This window comes from Allobosea sp. 10N428, from assembly GCF_056394545.1.
Genome location: NZ_JBFTIC010000003.1, coordinates 482,041 through 505,146, shown reverse-complemented (window position 1 = coordinate 505,146; position 23,106 = coordinate 482,041). Strand labels below are relative to the sequence as shown.

The 23,106-nt window shown below is 67.0% G+C and carries 22 protein-coding genes and 1 tRNA gene; 20 read left to right on the top strand and 3 right to left on the bottom strand.

All coding sequences use genetic code 11. The annotated features are described in order from the left end of the window. Window positions 1-123 precede the first annotated feature (123 nt). From AC1DDA_RS12650 to AC1DDA_RS12625, 6 genes are all read left to right on the top strand, one after another. A complete protein-coding gene (locus AC1DDA_RS12650; protein WP_476796000.1) occupies window positions 124-1,437 on the top strand; it encodes an NAD(P)/FAD-dependent oxidoreductase in 1,314 nt (437 codons plus the stop codon). Then, complete coding sequence (locus AC1DDA_RS12645; RefSeq protein WP_476795999.1) at window positions 1,434-2,237, top strand: DUF1365 domain-containing protein; 804 nt, start codon at window positions 1,434-1,436, stop codon at window positions 2,235-2,237. Before AC1DDA_RS12650 ends, AC1DDA_RS12645 begins: the two co-directional genes overlap by 4 nt. Continuing rightward, window positions 2,234-3,469, top strand: a complete 1,236-nt coding sequence (locus tag AC1DDA_RS12640; protein ID WP_476795998.1) for a class I SAM-dependent methyltransferase — start codon at window positions 2,234-2,236, stop codon at window positions 3,467-3,469. Before AC1DDA_RS12645 ends, AC1DDA_RS12640 begins: the two co-directional genes overlap by 4 nt. A 312-nt stretch (window positions 3,470-3,781) precedes the next feature. Beyond that, complete coding sequence (locus tag AC1DDA_RS12635) at window positions 3,782-4,192, top strand: acyl-CoA thioesterase (RefSeq protein ID WP_441512146.1); 411 nt, start codon at window positions 3,782-3,784, stop codon at window positions 4,190-4,192. A gap of 313 nt (window positions 4,193-4,505) precedes the next feature. Next, complete coding sequence (locus tag AC1DDA_RS12630) at window positions 4,506-6,914, top strand: methyl-accepting chemotaxis protein (RefSeq protein ID WP_476795997.1); 2,409 nt, start codon at window positions 4,506-4,508, stop codon at window positions 6,912-6,914. Between the two features lie 113 nt (window positions 6,915-7,027). Continuing rightward, window positions 7,028-7,103, top strand: a tRNA-Ile gene (locus AC1DDA_RS12625). A gap of 94 nt (window positions 7,104-7,197) precedes the next feature. Here the strand turns inward: AC1DDA_RS12625 and AC1DDA_RS12620 are convergent. Beyond that, window positions 7,198-7,392 (bottom strand): hypothetical protein, encoded by a 195-nt coding sequence (locus AC1DDA_RS12620; RefSeq protein ID WP_441512154.1) that lies wholly within the window; start codon window positions 7,390-7,392, stop codon window positions 7,198-7,200. Window positions 7,393-7,676: 284 nt separating this feature from the next. On the opposite strand from AC1DDA_RS12620, the gene AC1DDA_RS12615 reads away from it, so the two are divergent. Both AC1DDA_RS12615 and AC1DDA_RS12610 read left to right on the top strand, forming a co-directional pair. Beyond that, window positions 7,677-8,534, top strand: a complete 858-nt coding sequence (locus tag AC1DDA_RS12615; protein ID WP_476795996.1) for a LysR family transcriptional regulator — start codon at window positions 7,677-7,679, stop codon at window positions 8,532-8,534. A gap of 131 nt (window positions 8,535-8,665) precedes the next feature. Next, window positions 8,666-10,066 carry an amidohydrolase family protein gene (locus tag AC1DDA_RS12610; RefSeq protein WP_476795995.1) on the top strand — a complete coding sequence of 467 codons (1,401 nt, stop codon included), beginning with the start codon at window positions 8,666-8,668 and terminating at the stop codon, window positions 10,064-10,066. A gap of 103 nt (window positions 10,067-10,169) precedes the next feature. Here the strand turns inward: AC1DDA_RS12610 and AC1DDA_RS12605 are convergent, their stop codons facing one another. Beyond that, window positions 10,170-10,916, bottom strand: a complete 747-nt coding sequence (locus tag AC1DDA_RS12605) for a superoxide dismutase (RefSeq protein WP_476795994.1) — start codon at window positions 10,914-10,916, stop codon at window positions 10,170-10,172. A gap of 238 nt (window positions 10,917-11,154) precedes the next feature. On the opposite strand from AC1DDA_RS12605, the gene AC1DDA_RS12600 reads away from it, so the two are divergent. The 12 genes from AC1DDA_RS12600 (at window position 11,155) to AC1DDA_RS12545 (ending at window position 22,302) form a co-directional block, all read left to right on the top strand. Beyond that, a complete protein-coding gene (locus AC1DDA_RS12600; protein ID WP_476795993.1) occupies window positions 11,155-12,657 on the top strand; it encodes a methyl-accepting chemotaxis protein in 1,503 nt (500 codons plus the stop codon). Between the two features lie 53 nt (window positions 12,658-12,710). Further along, the gene (locus AC1DDA_RS12595; protein WP_441512159.1) at window positions 12,711-13,178 is read left to right on the top strand and encodes a response regulator; all 468 of its coding nucleotides are present in this window, start codon (window positions 12,711-12,713) and stop codon (window positions 13,176-13,178) included. A 122-nt stretch (window positions 13,179-13,300) separates the two neighbouring features. Beyond that, window positions 13,301-13,582, top strand: a complete 282-nt coding sequence (locus AC1DDA_RS12590; protein WP_476778999.1) for an STAS domain-containing protein — start codon at window positions 13,301-13,303, stop codon at window positions 13,580-13,582. A gap of 5 nt (window positions 13,583-13,587) precedes the next feature. Next, window positions 13,588-13,947, top strand: a complete 360-nt coding sequence (locus AC1DDA_RS12585) for a response regulator (protein WP_441512161.1) — start codon at window positions 13,588-13,590, stop codon at window positions 13,945-13,947. 10 nt (window positions 13,948-13,957) lie between these two features. Further along, window positions 13,958-16,270: a chemotaxis protein CheA gene (locus AC1DDA_RS12580; RefSeq protein ID WP_476795992.1), complete on the top strand. Its 2,313-nt coding sequence runs from the start codon at window positions 13,958-13,960 to the stop codon at window positions 16,268-16,270. Then, on the top strand, window positions 16,267-16,779 hold the full coding sequence (locus tag AC1DDA_RS12575; RefSeq protein WP_476795991.1) for a chemotaxis protein CheW: 513 nt from the start codon (window positions 16,267-16,269) through the stop codon (window positions 16,777-16,779). Before AC1DDA_RS12580 ends, AC1DDA_RS12575 begins: the two co-directional genes overlap by 4 nt. A gap of 185 nt (window positions 16,780-16,964) precedes the next feature. Continuing rightward, on the top strand, window positions 16,965-18,662 hold the full coding sequence (locus AC1DDA_RS12570) for a methyl-accepting chemotaxis protein (protein ID WP_476795990.1): 1,698 nt from the start codon (window positions 16,965-16,967) through the stop codon (window positions 18,660-18,662). Window positions 18,663-18,665: 3 nt separating this feature from the next. Further along, complete coding sequence (locus AC1DDA_RS12565; protein WP_476779003.1) at window positions 18,666-19,547, top strand: CheR family methyltransferase; 882 nt, start codon at window positions 18,666-18,668, stop codon at window positions 19,545-19,547. Further along, window positions 19,544-20,137 (top strand): chemoreceptor glutamine deamidase CheD, encoded by a 594-nt coding sequence (locus tag AC1DDA_RS12560; protein WP_441512166.1) that lies wholly within the window; start codon window positions 19,544-19,546, stop codon window positions 20,135-20,137. The genes AC1DDA_RS12565 and AC1DDA_RS12560 overlap by 4 nt, the downstream gene beginning before the upstream one ends. Then, window positions 20,137-21,234, top strand: a complete 1,098-nt coding sequence (gene cheB / locus AC1DDA_RS12555; RefSeq protein WP_476795989.1) for a chemotaxis-specific protein-glutamate methyltransferase CheB — start codon at window positions 20,137-20,139, stop codon at window positions 21,232-21,234. The genes AC1DDA_RS12560 and cheB overlap by 1 nt, the downstream gene beginning before the upstream one ends. An 11-nt stretch (window positions 21,235-21,245) precedes the next feature. Further along, a complete protein-coding gene (locus tag AC1DDA_RS12550) occupies window positions 21,246-21,632 on the top strand; it encodes a response regulator (RefSeq protein ID WP_441512168.1) in 387 nt (128 codons plus the stop codon). 103 nt (window positions 21,633-21,735) lie between these two features. Then, window positions 21,736-22,302 (top strand): glutathione peroxidase, encoded by a 567-nt coding sequence (locus tag AC1DDA_RS12545; protein ID WP_476795988.1) that lies wholly within the window; start codon window positions 21,736-21,738, stop codon window positions 22,300-22,302. A 150-nt stretch (window positions 22,303-22,452) separates the two neighbouring features. Here AC1DDA_RS12545 and mog read toward each other — a convergent pair whose 3' ends face one another. Next, the gene (gene mog, locus AC1DDA_RS12540) at window positions 22,453-22,986 is read right to left on the bottom strand and encodes a molybdopterin adenylyltransferase (RefSeq protein WP_476795987.1); all 534 of its coding nucleotides are present in this window, start codon (window positions 22,984-22,986) and stop codon (window positions 22,453-22,455) included. Window positions 22,987-23,106 lie beyond the last annotated feature (120 nt).

Below are 23,106 nucleotides of genomic sequence, written 5' to 3'. Positions count from 1 at the left end.
AAGGGTGGGTCACCTCGCCCGCGCGTTTTTGGTCGCGCCACAGCAAATCCAGTCCGGCGCGGGCCGCGTATACCGGTCATGAAAAGCGGGGACGCGACTATGGAGCGAGCAGGGGGAAAGGCGATGAAGATCGCCGTGGTCGGCGCCGGCATCTCCGGCCTGGCGGCAGCATGGCTGCTGGGGCAAGCGCATGAGGTGGTGCTGTTCGAGGCGTCGCGCCGCCTCGGCGGTCACGCCAACACGGTTCGCGTTGCCGGCGCTGGCAGCGAGACCGCGGTCGACACCGGCTTCATCGTCTTTAATGAGGCGACTTATCCGAACTTTATCGCGCTGATGGACCATCTTCGCGTCGCCACCCAGTCGACCGAGATGTCCTTCGCCGTGTCGCTCGACGAAGGCCGGCTCGAATATAGCGGCACCAGCGTCGCCGGGCTGTTCGCCCAGCGCAGCAATCTGGTGCGGCCGCGCTTCTGGGCGATGCTGCAGGACATCACCCGCTTCTACCGGAACGCGTCCAGGGACGCGCTCGCGGGTGGCGCGGCCGAGATTTCGCTCGGTGATTACCTCGCGGCCGGCGGCTACGGCGCCGCTTTCCGGGACGACCACCTCCTGCCGATGGCGGCTGCGATCTGGTCGGCCCCGTGTTCGGAAATCCTGTCCTATCCTGCTGCCGCCTTCCTGCGCTTCCATCACAATCACGGATTGCTGCAGCTCGCGGACAGGCCCGCCTGGCGCACGGTGACAGGCGGCAGCGCCGTCTATGTCGACAGGCTGCGAAAGGCCTTCTCGGGCGAAATCAGAACGTCCTCGCCGGTGAGGCAGGTCAAGCGTGGTCCGAGCGAGGTCGTGCTTGTGGGCGAGAGCTGGAGCGAGTGCTTCGACGCGGTCGTCTTCGCCACCCATGCCAACCAGGCGCTCGCGATGCTCACGGACGCCGATATGGCCGAGGTGCAGGCGCTCGGCGCCTTCCGCTACAGCCGCAACCGCGCCGTGCTGCATGGCGACGCCGCATTGATGCCGACGCGTCGCCGCGCCTGGGCAAGCTGGAACCATATCGGCGACCGTGCCAGGCCGGACGCCGCCTGTGCGGTCACCTACTGGATGAACCGGCTGCAAGGCTTGGCGGACGCGCCGCCTCTCTTCGTCACGCTCAACCCGCCCGATTCGCTGCGCGGCGATGCCGTTCTGCATGAGGAAATCTACGAACACCCCTTGTTCGATGCGGCGGCGCTCGATGCGCAGCAGCGGCTCTGGGCGCTGCAGGGAGCGCGTCGAAGCTGGTTCTGTGGCGCCTATTTCGGATCGGGCTTCCATGAGGATGGCTTGCAGGCGGGGCTCGCCGTTGCCGAGGCGCTCGGCGGCGTCCGTCGGCCCTGGCGGGTTCGCGATGAATCCGGCCGCATTCCCGTTCTGCCCCGGCTGGAGCAGGCCGCATGACCTGGCAATCGGCCCTCTATGTCGGCCGGGTGCGGCATCATCGGTTCCGGCCCCGGCCGCACGCGCTGGCCTATCGCGTCTTCTGGATGCTCATCGATCTCGACGAGATCGATGAGCTGGCCGCCAGGCTGTCGCTGTTCTCGCGCAACCGCTTCAATCTCTACGCTTTTCGTGACGCGGATTACGGAGATCGCAGCGGGCGGCCTCTGCGCCCGCAGATCGAAGCCGCCCTTGGTGATGCCGGGATCGCGCATGACGGCGGGCAGATACGCCTCCTGACCATGCCGCGCATCCTCGGCTACGCGTTCAACCCACTCAGCACATATTTCTGCTATCGCCGCGACGGCAGCCTCTGCGCCACCGTCTATGAGGTACACAACACCTTCGGCGAGACCCACAGCTACGTCGCGCCCGCCGATGCTGCCGGGCGAACGCTCCGCCAGGAAGCCTGCAAGCTCTTCCACGTCTCGCCCTTCATGGGCCTGGATATGCGCTACGCCTTTTCAGTCGCGCCACCCGGCGAGCGCGTCTCCGTCGCGATCGACGGTCATGATGCCGAGGGGCGCCTCATCGCCACGACGCTCGGCGGCAAAAGACGGCTACTGAGCGACGCGGCGCTGCTGCTGCTCCTGGCGACCCACCCGCTCCTCACGCTGAAGGTCACCGCCGCCATCCACTGGCATGCGCTGAGGTTGCTGGCGAAGCGCATTCCCTGGCGGCCTCATCCTGCCGCGCCGGAGCGCCCCTTCAGCGTGGGCTGCGCCGTGACCCGGCATGCGAAAGGACCGATGCAGCCATGAGCCGGCCCGATACCGAACAGCATCTCCGGACGGGCGAGCAGCCGCTCGCGTTGCCAGGTGGCGTCGGCCTGTCGCGCTGGTTCCTGCGTCGGCTGCTGTCCCACATCAAGATCGGCCGTCTGACGGTCTTCACACCGGACGGTGCGCGCCATTGCAGCGCTCAGGCTGTGGCCGGACCCCAGGCGACGATGATCCTGATAAGCTGGCGAGCGATGCGCCGGCTGCTGCTCGACGGCGATATCGGCCTGGCTGACGCCTATCGCGACGGCGACCTGTACACGCCGGATCTCACGGCGCTGATCGAACTCGGCGCGCGCAACGATGCGACGCTGCGCAAGCTCGTCTCCGGCGCCTGGCCTGCGCGCCTGCTCAACCGCGTGCGGCATCGGCTCAACGCCAATACGCGCAGCGGCAGCCGCCGCAACATCGCGGCGCATTACGATCTCGGCAATGAGTTCTATGGCCATTGGCTCGACGCGAGCATGATGTACTCCTCGGCGCTCTATGCGGATCCGACGGAAACGCTCGAGGCAGCGCAACAGCGGCGGCTCGACAGGCTCGTCGCCATGCTCGGCCTCTCCGGGGGGGAGCGTGTCCTTGAAATCGGCTGCGGCTGGGGCGCGCTCGCGGAGCGGCTCGCCCGCGAAGGCTGCCGCGTGACCGCAATCACGCTGTCTCCCGCCCAGCTCGAAGCGGCGCAACGGCGCATCGCGGAAGCTGGCCTTGCCGAGCGCGCCAGCGTCCTGCTTCAGGACTACCGAGACGTCTCGGGCGAGTTCGACCGCATCGTCTCGATCGAGATGATCGAGGCCGTGGGCCGGGCCTATTGGCCGTCCTACTTCGCCACGCTCAGCCGCTCGCTTCGGCCCGGGGGCCGCGTGGTCCTGCAAGCCATCACGATCGATGACGCGATGTTCGAGGATTATCAGCAGGGCACCGATTTCATCCAGCGCTACATCTTCCCCGGCGGCTGCCTGCCATCGGTCCCGGCGCTAAAGCGAAGCGCGATGGCGGCCGGCCTCGGCGTGGTCGAGCAACTCGACTTCGGTGACAGCTACGCCCTGACCCTGAAGGATTGGCGGCGGCGGTTCCTCGAACGCTGGAACGAGATCGCGCCGCTCGGCTTCGACGAGCCGTTTCGCCGCCTGTGGGAGTTCTATCTCTGCTATTGCGAAGCAGGTTTCCGGGCGCGGACGATCGACGTCAACCTCATCAGCCTGCGGGGCCGCTGACGGCCGCAGCGTTCCGCACTCACTCCGCGGCCCCTCGCGGTCAGAGGCGACGCATCGTCAGCCCTTTGGCGACAACGAGTCCGGCCGGAGCAGCCGATGCCGGCCCCACGGTGATCGCGAAGGGCGTGTCGGTGGCCAAGGGCAGGTTGTCCAGCCCCAGCGGCGCGGCGAGGGCGTGGCCGATGAGCTCTCGCCTGCCGGCCCGTGCTGTGGGCGTTGCGCGAGGCACAGTGGGCAGCGGCGCGCTTGCCTGTCGCCGGCCGCCTCGCCATCATCGCCGGCGAATACCCCGCCGAGACTCGCAGGACTCCCATGACCAAAGCCGACCACCGCCACGAACACGAGCCGCGCGGCACGCTGACGGTGCGGACCATCGCCATGCCCGGCGATACCAACGCCAATGGCGACATCTTCGGCGGCTGGGTGATGTCGCGGATGGACCAGGCCGGCGGCATCGCTGGCGTGGATCAGGCGCAAGGGCGCGTGGTCACCGTTGCTGTCGATGCGATGACCTTCATCCACCCTGTGAAGGTCGGCGACGTGCTGAGCGTCTATACGGAGATCGAGTCGATCGGCCGGACGTCGATGAAGATCCATGTCGAGGCCTGGGCGAAGCGCTTCCGGACCACGCTGCATGAGAAGGTGACCGACGCGACTTTCACCTTCGTCGCGATCGACGAGGAGGGCCGTCCGCGCCCGGTGCCGAAGCCGGCCAAGGACTGACCGCGCCTCAATTCCTAACGGGGGATGAAGTCGCCCTCCGGCAATGTGATTCAAAAGAATCCATTTTTAAACCGTTCTTTAAGCGCGCCCGGACGATGCTTTGCTCCGACAGACCGGGGAAGACCCGGCCGGGGGAATTCATGTCCGTTCGATGCCGCATGCGGGTCCAGCCGCCTGGCCGCCGCCAGGGGAGGGAGGGGATTCCCGTGGCCGCGGCGCCGTCGAACAGCCACCTCCCGGCTGCGGCCCGGCCGGCACCTCGTTTCCCTTAAGTTCGTCGTTCAGCGTTGCGTGATATCCGGAGTACGACTTCATGACGAAAGCCAAGCCCGCGCGTGAGGGCAAGCCGTTGCGGATCGGCATCGCAGCACGCATCTATGCCGCGCTCGGTATGATGACGGCTCTGACCCTCGTCTCCTCCTCGGTCGCATGGTTCTCCTATAATCGCGTCGACCAGACGGTGGACGATCTCGTCGGCAAGAAGATGCCGGTCGTGGAACTCGCGCTCGAGCTGTCGCAGGCGGCGACGCAGTCGACCGCGCTGGCGGCGCGCTTCAGCGAGATCGAGTCGGTCCAGCAGCGCTCCGCCCTGACGGGCGAGCTCGACAAGGTCGAAGTCCGGCAGATGGACCTGCTGCGCCGTATTGCCGAGCAGGGTCAGGTCGACAAGGCGAAGACACAGGGAGCGATCGACGCGCTGTGGCGCCAGATCAACGACATCAACGACCTGACCGGCGACCGGCTGCGCAACGCCTCGGAGCAGGGCGAAGCGCTGGGCAAGCTCTCGAAGGCCCGTGAAGGCTTCACCGCGCTCGCCGATTTCGAGACGGGCGATGCCCAGTTCAACGTCAAGATGAACATCGCCAGCGCGACCCAGCTCACCGGCAAGGAAGTCGAGGAAGCGCTGTCCAACATCATCGACAAGGATCTGGCGGCGCTGCAGACGGCACAAGCGCTGCAGCTCCAGGTCAGCGAGCTGGTCGGGCTGCTGCGCGAGATTTCCCAGATCGAGAGCCCCGAGAAGCTGGAGAACGCGAAGGCGCGCTTCAAGGCGATCCTGGGCCAGGTTCGCGGCTTCCTCGCCGCGGCGGACAAGATCCAGGCCAATCCGGCGCGCGCCCAGGCCGTCAACGCCGTGATCGACCTCGGCGAAGGGCAGAGCGGACTGATCGCGATCCGCGAGCGCGACCTGAACACCAGCACGGCGATCCAGGCCGGCCTCAAGCAGACCCATGTCGCCGCCGAAGCGGTTCGCTCCCAGGTCGGCGAGCTGGTCACCACGGCGCGCAGCGAAGCCGTGGCCTCGGGCGAGGCCAGCGGGGCGCTGATCGACCAGAGCAAGCTCTGGCTCGGCGGTATCGGGCTCGGCTCGCTGCTGATCGCGCTGGCGCTGTCGCTGTTCTATGTCCGGCCGATGATCGTCGGGCGCCTCAACCGCCTCTGGGCCGCCACGAAGGCGATCGCCGACGGCGCGCTCGAGACCGCCGTCGACACCAAGGGCAACGATGAGATCTCCGACATCGCGAAGAGCGTGCTGCTCTTCCGCGACAATGCGGTGGCATTACGCGCCGCCGAAGCCGCCAAGATCGAGGATCAGGTCCGGGCGCAGGAGCAGCGCCGGCAGATGATGCAGGAGTTGGGCGAGGCCTTCGGCGTGGTGGTGGCCGCCGCCGCGGCCGGCGACTTCAGCCAGCGTGTGGCGGCCCAGTTCGCCGATGCCGAGCTCAATGCGCTCGCCGGCTCGGTCAACACGCTGCTTGAGACGGTGCAGGCCGGCTTGTCCGAGACCTGCGACGTCCTGGCGGAACTCTCGGCCGGTCATCTCTCGGCCCGTATCGAGGGGCTCTACCAGGGTGCCTTTGCCGAGCTCAAGGACGGCACCAATGCGCTGGCCGACGAGTTCGAGAGCACGCTGGCGCGGTTGGCCGAGACGGTTTCGGCCGTGCGCAGCGCCACCAGCGAGATCCTCGACGGCGTCACCGACCTCGCCGAGCGCACCAGCGAGGAGAGCAACGCCGTCTCGATGGCCACCAACCAGCTCGGCGCCTTCGCGGGCACCGTCAAGAAGACCGCGAGCGAGGCGGCCCAGGCCACGGGCATGGCCGAGGGCGCTGAGCAGCGCGCCCAGCAGGGCGAAAAGGTCGTCGCCTCCGCGCTCGAAGCGATGCAGCGCATCCGCCAGTCCTCGAGCAAGATCTCCGAGGTCATCGCGATGATCGACGAGATCGCCTTCCAGACCAACCTGCTCGCGCTCAACGCGGCGGTCGAGGCGGCGCGCGCCGGCGATGCCGGCAAGGGCTTCGCGGTGGTCGCGACCGAGGTGCGCAGCCTCGCCAAGCGCTCGGCTGATGCCTCGAACGACGTCAAGAAGCTGGTCGAGGCCGCGCATGGCGACGTCAAGGTTGGCGTTGGCCTCGTCGAGGAGACATCCGCCATGTTCGGTGCGATCGTCTCGTCCGTGAACGAGTTGACCGGGCTGATGAACGGCATCTCGCAGACGGCGCGCAACCAGGCCAACGACGTCTCGGCCATCAACACCGAGATCGACGGCATCGGCACGATGGCGCATCAGAACGCGGCCCTCGTCGAAGAGACCAACGCGGCACTGGCGCTGACCGACGAGCAGACGCGCGCGCTGACCGAGCACATCGCCCGATTCACCTTCCGCGAAGGCCATGCCGCCGGGCATCACGACAAGCCGGCCATGGCGACCGCGGCCTGAACAACGGCACGCCGAGAAGACGAAGGCCCTGCGCAGCTGCGCAGGGCCTTTTCCTTTTCGATGTGGCCGCTATCGCCTTGCTTGCCGGCCTCGCGCGGTGCTAGGCGAGTGACGGGCCGGTAGCTCAATGGTTAGAGCTCGCTGCTCATAACAGCGCCGGTGCCGGTTCGAGTCCGGCCCGGCCCACCATTTCTTGCTGAGCACAGGCCGCTTTGGGCTCCGCGAGGCCGAAATCGCCACAGATAGATGCCGGTCCGCCATATGGGGCGGCGGCAATTCGATCTCAACGATCGGACTTGCGCGCGTACTCTTCGTCTGGAATCGGCCAAGCCCGGGACCGGCCGAGCTGCTCGAGATCTGCTGCGAGCCTCTTCATCTTGTCGCCCTCGTCATGACGATCGGCGAGATAGTGAACCATCATCAGCCGGCGGGCTTCCTTCAGCTTCCTGAGCCACGCCTCCTGCTCGTCTTCAGCCATCCCGGAACCTCTCATCCTTGCGCGCGGGGTAGATGTCCGTCCTCGCCCATCCAAAGCACGCAGTGTTTGGCTTGTGATTTGGCGGAGAGGGCGCGTGCTTTAGCGGCGTAGCTTCGCACAGGATACGCCAAAAGCGCCGGCAACGCCTTACGCTTCGATGAACGGTGCTTCGGCGTTGACAGGTCCGAAGGCTTGGCCAACCCTGCGATGGTCGTGCGCGGCAGCGTGGCGAACGCCCTCAAGGTCTTGGACAATCGGCCGATGACGTGCCTCGCGGCGGGCCAATGAACCGTTATCCGATGTTCAACCCGCAACTGCTGCTGAGCTTCGTCGCGGTGTGCGAGACGCTGAGCTTCACCCGCGCGGCCGACCGCGTATCCCTCTCGCAATCAACCGTCAGCCAGCAGGTCCGGCGGCTGGAGGAGCTCCTCGGCAAGCCCCTGCTGGAGCGATCCTCGCATCAGGTCGAATTGACCGAAGAAGGCGGCAGGCTGTTGCACTATGCGCGGCGCATCATCGCGCTGAACGAGGAGGCGCATGACGCGCTGACCGGTTACTGGCGCGACGGCGTGCTGCGGCTCGGCATGCCCGAGGACTTCACGGTGCCGACCGTCGACCTGCTCGCCGCGTTCAGCCGCGAGCAGACGCATTTGCGGCTCGACGTCACCAGCGGCCTCAGCGCCGATCTGCGCAGCGCCTATGACCGCGAGGAGCTGGACCTAATCCTGGTCAAGCAGCGCCGCCGCCAGCTGCCTCGCGCAGCCCGGCGGGAGCCCTTGCTGTGGCTCGACAGCACGGCTCATCCGGCGATCGAGCGCTCGCCGGTGTCGCTCGCCGTCTTTCCGCTCAATGGCCTCTACCGTGAGGAGCTTTGCGAGGCGCTCGACGGCCTCGGCATTCGCTGGCGCGTGAGCTACAGCAGCGCCAGTCTGGCCGCGCTCGCTGCTGCGTCGGCTGCCGGGCTGGGCGTGACCCTGCTGCCCGCGAGCTGCCGGTTGCCCGGTCACCGGATACTTGGCGCGACCCAGGGGTTGCCGGAGATCACGGATTTCGAGCTCGCGCTCTACTACCGCGACACCGCGCCTGCCGCCGCCATCGTGCTGGCGGAGCGCTTGGCCGAATTCTGCCAGCTGGAATGGTGAGCGGGGTGGCGGCCGTCAGGCGCCATTGCCGTTTCGAATAGCTGGGATTGGCAAATATCGCTGCCAAGCTCAGCTGCCGGCGCGTAGATCCGGGAGCGGAAACGCAACCATCAAGGCAACGGAAAAACGCCATGGAAACCGGGCATCATCACAGCCGACGGGCCTTTCTCAGCCAGACCGGAAAGGTCACCGCCGCCTATGCCGTCGCGGGGCTGGCGAGCGGCGGCGCCCAGGCCGCCCCGAGCATGGCCGCACAGGGGCGTTCGGCGTCGGAGGCGGGCGTCAGCAGGCTGACGGACCAGCACTATTGCCTGACCGATGTGAGGCTCGAGGACGGCTTCGAGCGCGACGGCGAGATCGTCGTCGGCACGCGGACGGCGCTCTACACGCTGGAGATCAAGGCCGGGAAGATCGCCGCGCTGCATCCGGCCGGAGCCGCTCTGCCAGCCGGCGTGCCCTGCTACCGAGCCCATGGCCAGCTTGCGTTGCCGGCGATGCGCGACATGCACATCCATCTCGACAAGACCTTCTACAGCGGTCCGTGGCAGGCGCCGCTACCGCGCCAGGGCAAGACGATCCTCGACATGATCGCTCGCGAAGAGAAGCTGATCCCGCAATTGCTGCCGACCTCGCAGCAGCGGGCCGAAGCGCTGATCGCCCTGCTGCAATCAAAGGGCACGACCGTGGCCCGCAGCCATTGCAACATCGATCCGGTGAGCGGCCTCAAGAGCCTCGAACATTTGCAGCGCGCGCTCGAGAACCACCGCGACGACTTCGACTGCGAGATCGTCGCCTTCCCGCAGCACGGCCTGCTGCATTCGAAGGTCGACGGCCTGATGCGGGAGGCGATGAAGATGGGCGCCGCCTATGTCGGCGGGCTCGATCCGACCAGTGTCGACGGCGCGATGGAGAAATCGCTGGACGCCATGTTCCAGATCGCGCTCGACTCGGGCAAGGGCGTCGACATCCACCTGCACGAGACCAACCCGGCAGGCGTCGCGGCAGTCAATCATATGATCGACACCGTCGAGAAGAACCCGGCCTTGCGGGGCAAGGTGACGATCAGCCACGCCTTCGCCCTGACCACCCTGTCTGCGGGCGCGCTGACGGAGACCATCGGCCGCATGGCGGCTCAGCAGATGACCATCGCCTCGACGGTGCCGCTCGGTGGTTTGACGATGCCGCTGCCGCAGCTGAGCGAGAAGGGAGTCTTCGTGATGACCGGGACCGACAGCGTGATCGACCATTGGTCGCCCTTCGGCAAGGGAGACATGCTGGAAAAGGCCAACCTCCACGCGCAGCTCTACAGGGGCAGCGACGAGTTTCGGCTGTCGCGCGCCATGGCGATCGCCACCGGCGGCGTGCTGCCGCTCGACGACAACGGCAAGCGGGCATGGCCGAAGGCCGGCGACGCCGCGGCCTTCACGCTGGTTCCGGCCAGCTGTTCGGCGGAGGCTGTCGCGCGCCTGCCGGAGCGCAGCGCGACCTTCCATCACGGCCGCATGGTCTTCGGCAGCGTCGGCGTCGCCTGACCCCCGGAACGCCGCGTTCGTCGTGAGTTTTCGCATGCACGCTGCCGATTGGCAGCGTGCATGCGCCTGTTCTCCGACTTGAACCGGGTCAGTCCGCGGCAGCTCAGATCGCGAGCTTGCCGGCCTTTGCAGCGGCGTAGCGCTCGTTGACCTTCGTCCAGTTCACGACGTTCCACCAGCTCTTGAGATAGTCGGCCCGGCGGTTCTGGTATTTCAGGTAGTAGGCGTGCTCCCAGACGTCGTTGCCGAGCAGGACCATCTGCTTCTCCATGATCGGGCTGTCCTGGTTCGGCCTCGGCAGCAAGGCGAGCTTGCCGTCCTTGTCGACGGTGACGAAGACCCAGCCCGAGCCGAAGACGCGCAGGCCCGCCGCCTCGAAATCGGCCTTGAATTTGTCGAAGCCGCCGAGGTCGCGGGTGATCGCGGCGGCGACGTCGCCGGTCGGTGCGCCGCCGGCTCCCGGACCCATCACCTCCCAGAACATGGTGTGGTTGGCGTGGCCGCCGCCATTGTTGCGAACGAGGGTGCGCACGCTCTCCGGCAACTGGTTGAGGTCCGTGAGCAGCTCTGCGACGGAGGCCTTGGCGATCACGCCATTGTCCTTGGCGGCGTTGTTGAGGGCCGCGACATAGGCGGCATGGTGGCGGTTGTAGTGGATATCCATCGTGGTCGCGTCGATATGCGGTTCGAGCGCATTGGGCTCATAGGCGCGCTTCGGCAGCGAAAAGGGGCCGGCCGGTGCTGCCGAGGCGGTGGCCTGCGCCCAGACCTTCGGCGCAGTAGCGCCTGCGAGGGCTGCTGCGCCAAGCGTCAGCACGCCGCGGCGAGAAAGGGCTGCGAATTCCGTCATGGAGTTCTCCTGCAGGAAATGATGGCCGGCAGCCCGTCCGGCCGCCGCCGGTTGTTGTCGTTCATCTACGTCGAAAGGTTCAGGGCGGTTCCAGCGGCATCTGGCCCCGCCGGATGCGGCGACGGCAAGTCGAACCGCCCGCAACACGCTTAACGCCCCGAAACACCCTCTTAACCAGGGATTTACCGCGTTTCACTACGGTCTGGAAGGAAATCCGTCAGTTCGGGAAACGCCTCGCATGCACGCACTGGCTCTCAAGGCCGATCTGGCGACCCCGAACGAGCCGTTCAACGATGCTGCGGCGTCCGCCGGCGCATCCATTCGCCCGATTGCAACTCCGGAGACCGGCGCCGAGCGCGCCGTGCGCGAGATCGCCGATCGCTTCGGCAAGCTCAGCGCCGAGATCACCGATGTCGCCGGCCGAATCGGGGATGTGACCCAGCAATTCGAGACCCAGACCGCCGGGCTTCGGCGCGTCGTCGGGGCGGTCGAGCAGGTTTCGCGGGCCAATCATGCGATCCGGCAATCCGCCGAGGGGGCGCAAGCTGCGGCTTCGGTAGTGCGCAGCGGGCTGGAACGTGTCGCCGGCTCGGTCAAGCTCGGTCTCAATGCGGCGCAGACGGATATCGAGACGCTCTCGGAGGAGGCGCAGTCGATGTCGCGGGCGCTGGCGCAGGCCGTCAGCGACGCACACAAGGCGCGGGCCTCCAGCGATGCGATCCAGTCGATCACCCGCGAGATTCAGCTGCTCTCGATCAATGCCGGCGTCGAGGCAGCGCGCAGCGGCGAGGCCGGCAAGGGCTTCGCCGTGATCGCCGCCGCCGTGAAGGCACTGGCCGAGCAGACGCGGGAAGCGACAGCCGCGAGCGCGGCGCAACTTGATCTTCTGGTCAAGGCGGTCGACGCGCTTTCCCGCCGCAGTCAGCAGAATGCCCAGACCGCCCAGCGTGCCCGCGAGGGCAGCCAGACGATCTCGCAGCAGGTCAGCGAGTTCGACAGCTTCGGCCGCTCGGTCGTCGATCTGATCGGCGAGATCGAGGCAGTGTCGCGGCCGACGCGGGAGAATGCCGAGGCCTGTGCGAAGGCCGGGCAGGATCTTGCCGGGCTCGTTGCCGGGGTCGACGCGTCGACCCACATCCTCGAACAGGCGGTCGAGCGCACCGACGCGCTGGTCACGATCAGCGAGGGCATTCTCGGCTCGATCGCCGCCTCCGGCGTGCGGACCGCGCAATCCGAACTGATCGCGACGGTGATGGAGACCGCGGCGACGATCGGAGAGCTGTTCGAGTCCGCACTCGCGCGGGGCGATGTGACGCTCGCCGATCTGTTCGACGAGGGCTATCGGCCGGTGCCGGGCTCCGACCCGGTCCAGCACATGACCCGCTTCGTCGGCCTGACCGACCGCCTGCTGCCGCCGCTGCAGGAGCAACTGCTGGGCTCGAACGGGCGCATCGTGTTCTGCGCGGCCGTCGACCGCAACGGCTTCCTGCCGACGCATAACCGCAAATATGCCCAGCAGCAGGGCAGGGATCCGGCGTGGAACAATGCGAATTGCCGCAACCGGCGCATCTTCGACGACCGGACCGGGCTCGCTGCCGCGCGTAACCGCAAGCCTTTCCTGCTGCAGAGCTACAGGCGTGACATGGGCGGCGGGCAGTTCCTGGTGATGGAGGATCTGTCGGCGCCGATCCTGGTGAAGGGCCGGCACTGGGGCGGCTTCCGCATCGGGCTGAAGGCGTAGCGGCCATTCGTGCCGTCTGCGGAGTTGAGTGAGCGAGTACCCGAGCGAGCGCCATGCATATCGCGCCTTCCTTCCCGAACCTGTCGGTGTTGCTCATCGACCCGAGCCCGCATTATCGGCGGATCGTCCGCACGATGCTGTACCAGACGCAGCTCAACCGCATCTTCGAGGCGCCGGATCTGTCCTCGGCCGCCACGACCTTCATTCAGAAGCAGCCGAACATCGTCATTCTCGACTGGGATCTGCCGGATGGCGGCAGCGTGAAATGCCTGGCCGCGATCCGCTCCTTCAAGACTTCGCCCTTCGCCAAGGCGCCGGTGCTGGTGATGATGGAGCGGCCGGACCGGCGCTCGATCCTCCAGGCAGCGAAGCTCGGCGCGCATGAGATCATCACCAAGCCGATCTCGCCCAACAATCTCTGGCTGCATATGTCGGGGATCATCAACATGCCGCGAAAATACCGGGAGACGAACGGCAAGATCACACTGGTGCCGCGGGCGATCAGCAACAATATGTTCTGAGCCGGGCCGGCTGCCGCGCCATCGTCGCGAAAGCGTCACGAGTGTTGACGGGCCTCGCGCCATTTAGCGAAGTTTTTACCAGTTTGTTGTGATGCTCCACGGGCAATCCTGGATCGCCCTTCATGGTCATCACCGTCTCGCTTCCGCCCTTCCTCGGCCGTTCCGAGGCCGCGACCTTTCGCAACCAGTTGCTCGTCGCGCTGGAGCAGAAGGAAAGCGTCGCCGTCGAATGCGCGGAAGCCGGGCCGCTGCCGAGCCTCTGGATCCAGCTCCTTCATTCCGCAGCCGCCAGCGCCAAGGCGCGGGGGCTTTCGGTCACGCTCAAGGCGGCCTCCTCGGAATGCCGCGAATCCCTGCGGGCGATCGGCTTCGATGCCGCTCACAGCGCTCTCGTTCTGGAGTGACAGGCATGAAAATCCTGGCCATCGACGATACCAAGACCCTGCTCAGCCTGCTCAGCCTGACTCTGCGCAACGCCGGTCACGAAGTGGCGGAGGCCGAGAACGGCGAGGACGGCCTGAACAAATTCGACCAGTTCAAGCCCGATCTCGTGATCACCGATCTCAACATGCCGATCATGGACGGCATCGAGTTCACTCGCGCCTGCCGCTCGCGGGCCGCCGGGCAGAACACGCCGATCATCGTGCTGACCACGGAGAACGGAGCCGAGATCAAGGCGGAAGGCCGCCGCGCCGGCGCCAGCGCCTGGATGGTCAAGCCTTTCGAACCCAACACGCTGCTCGGCCTCGTCGCGCGCTACCAGAACTGAAGGTCGGCCGATGGATCCGTTGGCAGAACTGAAGCAGACCTTCTTCCAGGAATGCGAAGAACTCCTCGGCGCGCTGGAGCAGAAACTCCAGGCTCTCGACGAGGGTTCCGTCGATCCCGAGGATGTCAACGCCGCCTTCCGCGCCATCCATTCGATCAAGGGTGGGGCAGGGGCTTTCGGCTGCACGGAGCTGGTCGGCTTCGCGCATGTCTTCGAGGCCTCGCTCGACCATCTGAGGTCGGGCCGTGTCGCGATCGAGGACGCACCCTTCACGCTGTTCCTGCGCTGCTCGGATGCCGTGGCCGATCTGGTCGCGGCCGCGCGCAGCGACGAGCCCGCAACCGAGCGCCCGGATCTGCTGGCCGCGCTGGAGCAGGTCGGCAAGGAACCGGTGGCGTTGGCGCTTGCGCCCGTTCCGGCCGCTTCGGTTCCCGTTTCCGCGCCTGCCGTCCCTGCTGCGGACAAGGATGCGCCTCTCGGCATCGCCGCGCTCGGCAACCTCCTTGCCATGGTCGAGGCGAAGACAGCTGCAACCGCGTCTGCAGACGACGGCTGGGATGACGAGCCCGCCGCGATGCCCGCGCCGCCGCCCGTCGCCCTGAAGGCGGGTCGCGACCTGCGCCTGCGCATCACGCCGGAGAACGATCTGTTCCGCCGCGTGATCGAGCCGCGCGTCGTCTTCGCCTCCTTGCCGGCGGACGATGTCGTCGCGATCCGCTGCGATCTCAGCCAGGTGCCGTCGCTCGAAACCCTCGACGTCACCGATTGCTGGATGCGCTTCGAGGTCGATCTGCGCACCGAATTGTCGGTCGAGGAATTGCACGGGCGCTTCGATTTCAGCCTGGCGAACGAGGAATTCGAGATCGAGACGCTCGAAGCCGCCGCCATCGTCGAAGAGCCTCCGGCAGCCGAGGTTCCAAGCTCGGTCGCTGCCGATCTCTCGGCGATCCTCGCCAAACTCGGCCCGATGCCCGAGGCCGCGAGCCAGCCCGATGTCGCGTCTGCACCGGCCATGCCGCCGGTCGAGGCGCCTGCCGTCGCCGCCCCGCCGGCTGCCGAAGTGCCGGCCGCGGCCCGCACGGCCGCGCGCGCTCCGGCCAATGACCAAGCGACGCGCCAGCGCCAGGCGGTGAGCGTGCGCGTCGATCTCGATCGCATCGACAAGCTGATGAACCTCGTCGGCGAGATCGTCATCACCCAGTCGATGCTGGTCGAGTGCGTGCGCTCGCTGCCCTACGACGTCTACGCCAAGACCGCCGAAGGCATGCTGACCCTTTCCCGCCAGACGCGCGAGCTGCAGGATCATGTCATGGCGGTGCGCGCGCAGCCGGTGAAGGCAGTGTTCCAACGCATGCCGCGGCTGGTGCGCGAGCTCGCGCAGACGCTCGGCAAGGAAGTGCGTCTCGTACTGGAAGGCGAGAACACCGAGGTCGACAAGACGATCATCGAAGAGCTCGCCGATCCGCTGACCCACATGATCCGCAATTCCATGGATCACGGGCTGGAGACGCCGGACGAGCGCGTCGCCGCGGGCAAGCCGCGCGAGGGCACGATCAAGCTGATCGCCGAGCATCGCGCCGGCCGCATCGTCATCTCCGTCACCGATGACGGGCGCGGCATCGGCCGCGACCGGCTGCTGGCCAAGGCCCGCTCGCGCGGCCTCGTCGGCGCCGACGAAAGGCTGCAGCCGGAGGAGATCGATCAGCTGATCTTCGCCGCCGGCCTGTCGACGGCCGAGGTCGTCAGCGACGTCTCCGGCCGCGGCGTCGGCATGGACGTCGTGCGCCGCAACGTCGAGTCGCTCGGCGGACGCATCAGCGTCGATTCCGAGCCGGGCCGCGGCTGCAAGTTTACGCTGGCGCTGCCGCTGACGCTGGCGGTTCTGGAAGGCATGGTGATCCGCTGCGGCGACGACCGCTACGTCATCCCGATCGCCTCGGTCATCGAGACCCAGCATCTCGCCTCGACCCCGATCGAGCGCCTGCCCTTCGGCCAGGAAGTGCTGCGCTGGCGCGGCGAGGTCACTCCGCTCTATCGCCTCGGCGAGGTCATGGGTTCGACCGGCACGACCAACGAGAACATCGTGATCATCGCCGAGAACGAGCGCGGCAACAATGTCGGCATCGCGGTCGACGAGATCGTCGGCCAGCAGCAGGTGGTCGTGAAGAGCCTCGAGGCGAATTACGGCACCGTCAACGGCGCCTCGGCGGCGACGATCCTCGGCGACGGCCTCGTCGCCCTGATCCTGGATATCGACTCCATGCTGCGGCTCGCCGCGTCCGGCGGCCGAACTCCCGTGACAGATCTCAAGATGGCTGGATGACCATGACCCTCCAACTCGGCGAAAAGCACTTCTCGTCTGCGCAGCCGGAAGCGGCGGCGAGGCGGATCGTCACCTTCAAGGTCGGCGACCGCACCTTCGGCATCGATGTCGGCATGGTCCGCGAGATCAAGGGCTGGCAGGCGACGACCCCGCTGCCGCATGCGGCCCCGCATGTGCGCGGTGTGCTCAATCTGCGCGGCGTGATTCTCGCCGTCTACGACCTGCGTACCGCGATCGGCATGGGCGTCACCGATGCCTCAGCCACGCATGTGATCGTCGTCGTCGATGTCGAGGACAAGACCGCGGGCCTGCTGGTCGACTCGGTGTCGGACATCGTGGATGTCCCGGTTTCCGCGGTTCGCCCTGCTCCTGACCTGGAGCGCGACGAGCACGGCCTGATCGAGGGCCTCGTCCTGCTCGACAGCGACATCGTGGCGCTGCTCGATCTCGCCGCGGTCATCCGCGACGGCGGCGGCGAAGCGCTACTCAAGACCAGCCGCGCCGCCTGAACAGCTTTCAAAACATAGCCCGAGCGTAGCGTCCAGGCGGGCCAGAACAAGAAACGACAGGTCCTATGGGCAGCGCGCTCGGCCCCTTTTCGCGACTCTCGGTCAGCCAGCCGCTGACCGCCGCCGGTTCCGCGGCACTTGCCGGGGGGCTCGCCTATTATGCGGCAGCGTCGGGAACTCCTGTCATGGGAGCTCTTGCTGTCTCGGCCGTGGCGTTGCTCGGCGGCTTCGCCGCCTGGGGCGCGGGCCGATCCGTCGCGAGCCTGTCGCGGATCGCGCCGGGTCTGGTGGATGACGTCGATCTGGTTCTGCCAAAGGCCGGCGGCAGCCACGAATGCGCAGAGCTGTCGCGTGTCCTCGCCAGCTTGCAGGAGCGGGCGCAGGAAGCCGTTCGGCTGCGCTCCGTCCTCGACCATGGCCGCGCCAGCGTCATGATCTGCGATCCGGACGGTCGCGTCATCTATGCCAGCAAGGGGCTTCTGCGCTTCTTCGCCGAGGCGCAGGAGGATTTTCGCGCGGCGTTTCCGGGTTGCTCGGCAAAGGACATGCTCGGGCGCGTGATGGAACGTGTGCGGGCCGAGCCCCGCCTGGCGACCGGTCCCTCCGTTCGCCTGACGCTGGGCCGCCGAATCGTCTGCTTGACCCTGACGGCCGTCGAGACCGCCGACGGGCGCAGCCTCGGGACGGCCGTGGATTGGCACGAACTGACCGACGAGCTGGCTGTTGCCCAGGAAATCTCGCAGCTGATCGAGGCTGCCATCGAAGGCGATTTCTCGCGGCGCATCGCCGCTCAGGGCAAATCCGAAACGGTGGCCCGGATCGCGGAGGGCATGAACCGGATCAACGGCCAGCTGGACGAGACCTTCGCCGATATCGACGCGGTGGTCGAGGCCCTGTCGGAAGGCGATTTGACCCGCCGCATGGCCGGCCACCGCTCCGGCCGGCTGGGGCGGCTCCAGCACGAGCTCAATCAGGCGCTCAGTCTGCTCGACGAGCGGATCGAAATGATCCGCGCGACGGCAGGCTCCGTCTGCCATGTCGCCATCGACGTGAACAGCGTGGCGACGGACCTTGCGGCGCGGACCGAGAAGGTTGCCGGCGAACTGGGCGAGACATCGGGAGCGGCGGTCGAGATCGCCGCCTCGGTCGGACGCAGCCATGAGCGTTCGCGCGAGGCCAGCGAGCTCGCCGGCACGACCATGGGCGTGGCACAGGAAGGCCGGAGCGTGGTTGCCAAGGCGGTCGGCGCGATCGAACGGATCGAGAGTTCCTCGCTGCGCATTGCCGAGATCGTCGGGGTGATCGACGAGATCGCCTTCCAGACCAATCTGCTGGCGCTCAATGCAGCGGTCGAGGCGGCGCGCGCCGGCGATGCCGGCAAGGGCTTTGCCGTGGTCGCTTCGGAGGTGCGGTCGCTGGCGCAGCGCTCGGCCCAGGCTGCAAAAGACATCAAGGGGCTGATCGCGACCTCGAACGGGCAGGTCGCCGAGGGGGTTGGCCTCGTGCGCGAGACCGGCGAGACGCTCGGCCGCATCGCCGCAGCAGTGAGCAAGGTTTCCGAGACGGTCGCCGAGATTTCCGCCGTGAGCGCCGAGCAGGCGCGCGGCATGGGAGGGATGAGTCGCAGCGTGGCGCAGGTGAACAAGGATATCCGGGCGAATGCCGAACTCGCCGGGCGCGGCGTCGAGGCGGCGGGCGAACTCGCCGATCAAGCCTCCATGTTGAGCGAGATCGTCGAGACGCTCCGCCTCGCCAGCGTGCCGGTGCGCAGCGAACCGCCGCGCGCGCGCCGCGCCGTGCCTGCACCGGCTCCGGCCGAACAGCGCTTGCCGCAGCACATGCAGCCTCGCCGCCTTGCCGCTGGCGCACGGGCGGGAGGCTGAGGCATGTCCAGACCTACATCGCTCCCGAGCATGGTGCCGTCGCTCCAGCCCGCAATGGCCGACATCAGCCTGACGCGCGACGACATGAAGTTCATCGCCGCATTGGTCTACGAGCAAGCCGGTATCGTCATCCGCGAGCATAAGGAAGCGATGACGCGCGGCCGGCTGGCGCGCCGCGTCAAGGCGCTTGGATTGAGCTCGGTGGCCGAATACTGTGCCTTCCTGAAGACGCCGCAGGCGGCGGGCGAGTTGCCCGAGCTGATCAATGCGGTGACGACCAATCACACCGCCTTCTTCCGCGAGCGTCACCATTTCGATCACCTGCGCAAGGAGGTGATGCCGCGGCTTCTGCAGGAGCGGGCGGGCCGGCGCGGGCGCATCCGCATCTGGTCCTCGGCCTGTTCGTCGGGTGAGGAACCCTATTCGATCGCGGCCTCCTGCCGCGATGTGATGGGCGCGCGTGGCGACCTCGATTTCAAGATCCTGGCGACGGACATCGACACCGACATCCTGGCGCGGGCCGAAGCGGGGATCTATCCGGCGGAGCTGTTCGAGCGGTTGCCCGCCGATGTGAAGCCGCTGCTCAAGCTGGAAGGCGGAGCGGGGCGCGCAGAGGCACGCATCGCAGAGGATCTACGCCGCCTGATCGCCTTCAAGCGTTTGAATCTCATCGAGAAATGGCCGATGAACGGGCCGTTCGACGTGATCTTCTGCCGCAACGTCTTCATCTATTTCGATACGCAGACCAAGGCCTCGATCCTCGATCGGTTCGTAGCGCTGCTGTCGCCGGGCGGGTTCCTCTATCTCGGCCATTCGGAATCGCTGCCGCAACCGCACCAGCATCTGCGCCTGATCGGACGCACGATCTACGAGAGGACAGCATGAGCGTTTCCCGGTCCTCGCGCCGCTATTTCGACCCGCGTTTCGAGGCGACGATCATCACCGTCGCTCCAGGCGAACATGAGATCACCTCGGCCAAGGACGAGATCGTCGCCACCGTGCTCGGCTCCTGCGTCTCGGTCTGCCTGCGCGACCCGCAGATCGGCGTCGGCGGGCTCAACCACTTCCTGCTGCCGAAGAACAACGGCAATGCCGACCCCAGCGCCGGCGAACGCTATGGCGATACGGCGATGGAGGTTCTGATCAACGACCTGCTGAAGCGCGGGGCGAGGCGCCAGAACTTCGAGGCCAAGGTCTTCGGCGGCGCGCGCGTGCTTTCGGGCGCGACCATGCTGGCGATCGGCGACGGCAACATCGCCTTCGTCAACGAATTCCTGAAGGTCGAGGGCATTCCCGTCGTCTCGCGGGATGTCGGCGGCACGCGCTCGCGGCGCATCCACTACCAGCCCTCGACGGGACGGGCCTGGGTGCAGCATGTCCAGCCGACGGCGCGCGACAGCGGCCACGAGCAGGAAATCGCCTATCTCAACCGGCTCAAGACTCAGCCCGTGGCTGGTGAAGTGGAGGTCTGGTAATGAGCATGCCGACGTCGTCCGCTGCGCCGGTCAAGGTTCTCGTCGTCGACGATTCCGTCCTGATGCAGAAGCTGATGACCAAGATCATCGATTCTGCGCCGGGCTTCGAGGTGATCGGCGTCGCCGGCAGCGCCGAGGAGGGTTGGGACGCCATCCAGGAACTGCGCCCGGATGTGGTCACGCTCGATCTCGAACTGCCCGGACGGCACGGCCTCAAGCTGCTGGCACGGGTGCTGAAGCAGGACCCGCTGCCGGTGCTGATCGTATCGGCCTTCGGCGGGCCGGGCGCCGACAACACGATCCAGGCGCTCGAGCTCGGTGCCATCGACTTCATCGAAAAGCCGGACGGCACGACCCACACGCTCGAAGGCTTCATGAAACATCTGGTCGCGGGGCTGCAACGCGCGGCGGGAAGCCGCAAGATGATCGCGGCTGCTCGTCAAATCGCGCAGATCGCTGCGCCGGCGCGCCCGGCGCCACCGAGGGAGCCGGCCCGTGCCGGCAAGACCTCGCTGATCGCCATCGGCGCCTCGACGGGCGGCGTGCCGGCCGTGCAGACGGTGATGCGCGACCTCGCCCATCTGCGGCTGCCGGTCGTCGTCGTCCAGCATATGCCGCCGGGCTACACGGCAAAGTTCGCGGCACGGCTCGCGACCGCGACCGGCCTCGATGTGCGCGAGGCTGTGGATGGCGACCGGCTGAGGCCCGGCTCGGCTGTGGTGGCGCCGGGAGGATTGCGCCATCTCGAAATCGAGGAGCGGCGCGGCGAGTTCGTCTGCGTCCTGAAGGAGGGTCCGCTGGTCAGCGGCCATTCGCCCTCGGTCGACGTCATGTTCCATTCGGTCGCGCGTAGCCTCGGAGCGCATGCGGTCGGCATCCTGCTCACGGGCATGGGCCGCGACGGCGCTGACGGTTTGTTAGCTATGCGCAAAGCAGGCGCCGAAACTTTAATCCAAAGTGGTGAGACCTGCGTGGTAAACGGGATGCCGAAAGCGGCCTTCGAGATGGGAGCCGCCGACAGAGTCGTTCCGCTCAGCCAGATCGGCGCGGCGGTCGGGCAGCTGATCGGCGAGCGCCCGAATCTGCGGAGCGCGTAAGGAGCAAAGTTATGTCAAAGGCCAGAAGCGAGTTCCGCATCCTGGTGGTCGACGACCAGAAGAGCATGCGCGGCCTGGCGACCTATTTCCTGAAGCAGATCGAGTTTCAGGACATCGACGAGGCAGAGAACGCCCGCGAGGCGCTGATGAAGATGCAGCAGAAGCGCTACGATCTGCTGCTTCTCGACTGGAACATGGAAGGCATGAGCGGCATCGACCTGCTGCGCGCCATCCGCTCCGTGCCGGAGCTCAACCAGATCAAGATCATCATGGCGACCTCAGAGCGCTCGGTCGACAAGATGGACGAGGCGACAAGCAACGGCGCCGATCATTACGTCGTGAAGCCCTACGAGCTGCGCGACCTCGAGGTGCGGGTGAAGAAGGTTCTCTCCTGCTGAGGCTCCTGATAGCGCCATCGTGAAGCAAAGCCCTGCGCCGGCCGGCTGCGGGGCTTTTTGCTTTGGGGCATGATCGGCGCGTCGGATTGCAGGGAGAAGCGCCATGAGCGTGTCGCGCCGGGACGTGCTTGCTGGAACAGCCGCTGTGGCAGGGGCCCTGTGGTCCCTCGAGGCTCCCGCGCAAACGCCGGCGGGTGCGCACGCCTTCGGCTTCGACCGGCCGGGCGGGGGGCGACTTGCCCTGTCTGATTACCGCGACCGGCCGATCCTCGTCGTCAATACCGCGACGCGCTGCGGTTATGCCGGGCAGATGGCGACGCTGGAGCAGCTCTGGCAGCGTTATCAGACGCGCGGGCTGATGCTCGTCGCCGTGCCCAGCAATGATTTCGGCGGGCAAGAGCCGTTGGACGGCGCCGCCATCGCCGAGGCCGCCCATGAGAGCTATGGCGCGACCTATGTCTTCGTCGAGAAGACCGTCGTGCGCGGGCCCGAGGCGCATCCCTTCTATCGCTGGGCGGCGATGCAGCGCCCGGCCGAGGCACCGCGCTGGAACTTCCACAAATATCTGATCGGCCGCGACGGCACGCTGATCGGCGGTTTCCCGGCGGCGACCGATCCGCTCTCCCCGCAGCTCGTCCAGGCGATCGGGCGGGAATTGGCGGCGGGTTGAGTTTCAGCGGTTCCGGCTAGCACAGCGCCGTCATTCTCGGGCGAAGCGAAGCGTAGACCCGAGAATCTCCGCCAGAACAAGGCGCCGGAGCCTCTTTCGGGAGGAGATGCTCGGGTCAAGCCCGAGCATGACGCAGGGCTTGTTCGCCCATCACTTCCTCGGCCGGAACGCGGTGATCACCTCCGGGTCGGTCTCCAGATAGGGGCCTTCGATCAGGTCGATGCAATAGGGTATAGCCGGCATCACTGCGTCCAAGCATTCGGCAATGGCACGGGGGCGGCCGGGCAGGTTGACGATCAGGGTCTTGCCGCGGATGCCGGCCGTCTGGCGCGAAAGGATTGCGGTCGGCACCTTGGCGAGGCTGACCTGTCGCATCAGCTCGCCGAAGCCCGGCATCGGCTTCTCCATCACATCCTCGGTCGCTTCCGGCGTAACGTCGCGCGGCGCGGGGCCGGTACCGCCGGTGGTGACGACGAGGCAGCAGCCCTCGCGGTCGGCCAGCTCGGTCAAGGTCTGCGCGATCAGCTTGCGATCGTCGGGGATGATGCGCTCGACCGCTTCCCAGGGCGAGGTCAGCACCTTCGCCATATAGCTGCGGATCGCGGGGCCTCCTTCGTCGGCATAGACGCCGGCCGAGGCGCGGTCCGAGACCGTGACAATTCCAATCCGGGCAACAACGGTCATCGGGCGTCTCCAACGCAGCACTGCGGCTCTATCGGCCGGCGGGAAGGGCGGTCAAGCCGACTCGCCAGGCTAGTCGCAATCTGCTAGCGCAGCGCCATGCCACTGGCGGCCTCATCGACT